Annotated in this window: 1 protein-coding gene; it reads right to left on the bottom strand. The window is 37.5% G+C overall.

The genetic code is table 11. The annotated features are described in order from the left end of the window. Positions 1-142: 142 nt before the first annotated feature. Positions 143-322: a hypothetical protein gene (locus tag GNY06_RS00470; RefSeq protein ID WP_166518329.1), complete on the bottom strand. Its 180-nt coding sequence runs from the start codon at positions 320-322 to the stop codon at positions 143-145. Positions 323-606: the final 284 nt, after the last annotated feature.

Genomic DNA, 606 nt, shown 5'->3' with positions numbered 1-606 from the left:
TTAATATTGGCGATTATTTTTTCTTTTTCTAACATGTGTCTTAAATTCTCACTGTCAAATCCTGCCTCAGCATTGAGAAACAATCCTTTATGATCTATTTCTGCTTCGCTTAGAAGGGACAGAATTTCTTTCAAACTACCTTCTATTTGGTATCAATCGTGATGATGCCCACTTTTTGGACTTCCCATTGCCAACATTTGTCCCCGGTGATCCACAGAAAAATGCTGTTGGTGGTTTTTGCCTTTTTTCTACCCTGATAGCCTAGCTTTTCACCTCCCATTCGGCTTGGGGTGTGGCTTCCGTCCAACTGAACGCTTGACATATCCAATTTTCTTTTATTAAGAAGCAAAAGACCTATCCATGCCTTTCTGAAAGAGCCATCTTTGCTCCATTTATTGAAATAATAGTAAATGCTTTGCCAGCAGATTTTCTCTTTGCCAAATTATTATTTCAAACTTAATTCACGCCACTGACAGCCTGTTTTCAGGCGTTTTACAATAAGCTGAATTATTTTTACCAGATCATATCTCGTCGAAAAGCCTCTTTTTCCTTTGCTTAAATGAGGTAAAATCCATTGTTCTATTTTATCTTTGCTGATGAGTTCCA

It is taken from the genome of Elizabethkingia argenteiflava (assembly GCF_009904105.1).
GTDB lineage: Bacteria > Bacteroidota > Bacteroidia > Flavobacteriales > Weeksellaceae > Elizabethkingia > Elizabethkingia argenteiflava.
This window is presented reverse-complemented; position numbering and strand designations above follow the sequence as displayed.

What these genes read in the sequence shown, in the direction of transcription:
- GNY06_RS00470 (WP_166518329.1), bottom strand. Translation starts at nt 322, where the DNA reads ATGTCAAGCGTTCAGTTGGACGGAAGCCACACCCCAAGCCGAATGGGA.